Source organism: Bacteroides sp. (assembly GCF_029057325.1).
Classification (GTDB): domain Bacteria; phylum Bacteroidota; class Bacteroidia; order Bacteroidales; family Bacteroidaceae; genus Bacteroides.
In genome coordinates this window covers 1-3,043 of sequence record NZ_JAICZW010000008.1, presented here as the reverse complement: position 1 = coordinate 3,043, position 3,043 = coordinate 1, and the positions used below count along the sequence as shown (strand labels likewise).

Below are 3,043 nucleotides of genomic sequence, written 5' to 3'. Positions count from 1 at the left end.
AGTAAGCCCAACTTCTGTCATGCAGGAAGTTGGACTCTCCTTTTTATAGTTTAGCGGACAGTAATATAATTTTTTAACGAACTATTGATGCAGAATGACCTTTTCAAATTCAATATTTCTATAGGGCGTGCTTTTATATTCAAAATAAACAAAATTGACCAATTTTTCGAATATATTAATCAGTTGATTATCCCAAAGGATCTGAATAAGTTATTTCAGGGTCATGATTTGGATGATTTTTTGCGTAATTATTCGGATGATGAACTGTTATCAATTGTAAAATATTTCCCGGAAAAGGCAAGAGCATTCATGGTTAATGAATACGGCAAACTGTTTGACGAAAACGCTGTAACCGAACTTGATGAATGTATCAAAGATAAAAGATATTTTGAACCGTTGAGATATTATATGTGGAACAAATTTATTTCTTTGGGTTCCTGGCACATCTATCTAGAAGAATTATCTTATGGACAGAGCGAAGATTGGGCAGAGCGAGTTGCATCCGGCAAACCTGGACGTTCGTTAGACGATAGATACAGGTGTGCTTTTCGCTCACTTATAAATCGTGATTGGAATTCTGCCATGAGAAACCTGCGTCTCAACATTCGTCGACGTTTTGCAAATGAAAACGACATATTTGCTGACAAATATTTTGATTTGATAACCGGATGGACATCCAACCCACTCACTGAAGCACAGTCGTATATGTCTATCTATAACGTATGCATCAATGAGGGTAGAAGTCAAGCATTTGCTGACATATTCGCGAAAGGTATGACCTCAGGAAACAGGGCTGGCGACGAAGCCTATTGGTTAAACAAAGCAGAAAAATGTAATCTTCAAAAGGACTAAAGAGACATGAGCAATGATAATAAAATAAAAACACTTGAGTGGGACGAGCATATTCGTCTACGTCCCGGTATGTATGTCGGGAAACAAGGTGACGGTTCGGATGCAGACGATGGTTTGTACATACTATTGAAAGAGACAATTAATAATTCCATCGATGAATTTCGATTTGGTTATGGTGAAGATATAATTGTAAATCTCGATGGTAATAAGCTTACAGTACGCGACTTTGGACGCGGCATTGACTTTGACAGACTCGAGCACTTTAAGGAAAAGCTTGTGAATAGCAATGACAAAACAGGGTTCTCTCATAGAACTGTCGGATTAGATGGCGTGGGACTAATCGTCGCTATCGCATTGTCTTCAGAGTCTACTATCACCAGTTACCAAGGCGGAAGGATGATGCGCATTACAACAGTTCGAGGAAAGGTTGTCACGATAGATGAAACGCAACCCACAAACGAGCCTGACGGATTATCGGTCAGCTTTATACCCGATAGTCAGATTTTTGAAAACTACAAAATACGAGTTGACTATATCCGGAATCTATTGAAAATCTATTCAGTGTGCAATCCCGGCATGAGGCTTAGATTCGATAACGAAACTTTTTATGCTCCAGATGGTATGCTTAGTCTTGCCAATGACATATCAGGAATCACTGACGGTCAGAAGGCTATTCGTATAGTTGATAATCTATGTGATATAGCTATTATCTCGGCTATTAATCCCGGTGGTGGTCAAATACACTCATTCGTAAACGGACACCCTACTATTATGGGCGGACCTCACGTCAGAGCATTGATTGATGCCGTATATGCAGATCTTAAAAAGCTGATACCACACAGAGTTTTGAAATGTGACATTCCTGCTGACTTAATAATGTGTATCAATATCTTGATTAAAAACCCACAATTTGAATCTTGTACAAAGATTAAACTTGCAAGTCGTGACATGTGTGAAGGCGGTAAATCCATTAAACAATACATTCATGAACTGATTGGTGGGAATTTGCCCAAATTATTTGATTTAAATCTTGATTTAGAGCGTTCGTTCAAACGCGCCTTTAACTGGATAGATAACAGTTGACACCAAGATAATTATGTTTAGAGTTGTCGCATTAGGATACAGAGCCGGGATGATTGTCGATCGGCTCAGGGCAAAGAAGAATTACGATGACATCCGCTTTGAGTACTGCAATACCGACAATCGTCTTTTGTCTGAATGGGGCAAAGATGAGGATAAACACATCCTGCTGACTGATATTGCGCAATGTCGGGAGGCGATTCATGACGACAATGAACTTATGGCAATTCTTGTGACCGGTCTCGACGAGGACTGTTCGCAGAAATATGCCACGGAAATAATATATGAGTTATGGAGCTATGCTGACTATAGGTATTGTTTCGTAACACTTCCTTTTGAAGCCGGAGGAAAAAGAAAAGCCGCTTTGGAGATATTCAACCGGCTGACTGATTATAGTGATCTCACTGTGCTTCAGGATGATTTTAAAGAGCCTTACAACTATTTTCCATTTGATATGGATAATGGATTGGTCCGCTTTCTTGATATGCTTTTGAGTCATCCGCGGAAGGGACGCAGCACCGACCTCGACGACCTTCCCTTCGGTGTTTGGGCTACCGAAAAACAATTGTGGATAGCACTAAATGCCATGTACTCCAACAATATGCATGAATACTACAAAGCCGGAACATTCTCATTTCACAAAAGTACCCATGAATACTGATATGACACTATATGATATCTTAAATAAAGTCGACTTCGATAATGTTTTCTCCGACATTCTCCGACATGTGCCGGAGGCGGAGGATAAGAGGCCCCAATTCATGATGGCTTTCGAAACCTTGCGTTCCTTTAATCCGTGTAAGTACTCTCATTGTGTGATTGAAGCTCATGAAAAAGACTATTTGGGGGATGGTGTTCATGATCTATGGATCGATGCGTCTGTAATAGGCTCTAATATTGGTGAAAGCCTTCTTGCCAGTCGCATTCAATGGTTGCCTATGTTCAATAGGCCTGATACCGTGAGAAAAATAACGGATGAAATGATTGTAGCAGATTTACTTTGGCAATTGGTCGCTTATGGATTCCCCAAAGAGTCGGCATTTCTGCCCGGATTTATACTCAATAACCGGCGATGGCCGGAATCCACCATATCTGAGAGAATCGAAGAAAT

General features: G+C 40.2%; 4 protein-coding genes. All 4 read left to right on the top strand.

Annotated features, from left to right (window positions below; translation table 11 throughout):
- Positions 1-87: 87 nt before the first annotated feature.
- Complete coding sequence (locus K2G43_RS00295; protein ID WP_300152580.1) at positions 88-852, top strand: hypothetical protein; 765 nt, start codon at positions 88-90, stop codon at positions 850-852.
- 6 nt (positions 853-858) lie between these two features.
- Positions 859-1,935, top strand: a complete 1,077-nt coding sequence (locus tag K2G43_RS00290) for an ATP-binding protein (RefSeq protein WP_300152578.1) — start codon at positions 859-861, stop codon at positions 1,933-1,935.
- A 13-nt stretch (positions 1,936-1,948) separates the two neighbouring features.
- The gene (locus K2G43_RS00285) at positions 1,949-2,593 is read left to right on the top strand and encodes a hypothetical protein (RefSeq protein ID WP_300152576.1); all 645 of its coding nucleotides are present in this window, start codon (positions 1,949-1,951) and stop codon (positions 2,591-2,593) included.
- On the top strand, positions 2,583-3,043 hold a 461-nt coding region (locus K2G43_RS00280), incomplete at its 3' end, for a hypothetical protein (protein WP_300152574.1). The genes K2G43_RS00285 and K2G43_RS00280, both read left to right, overlap by 11 nt.

What these genes read in the sequence shown, in the direction of transcription:
- K2G43_RS00290 (WP_300152578.1), top strand. Translation starts at nt 859, where the DNA reads ATGAGCAATGATAATAAAATAAAAACACTTGAGTGGGACGAGCATATT.
- K2G43_RS00285 (WP_300152576.1), top strand. Translation starts at nt 1,949, where the DNA reads ATGTTTAGAGTTGTCGCATTAGGATACAGAGCCGGGATGATTGTCGAT.
- K2G43_RS00295 (WP_300152580.1), top strand. Translation starts at nt 88, where the DNA reads ATGCAGAATGACCTTTTCAAATTCAATATTTCTATAGGGCGTGCTTTT.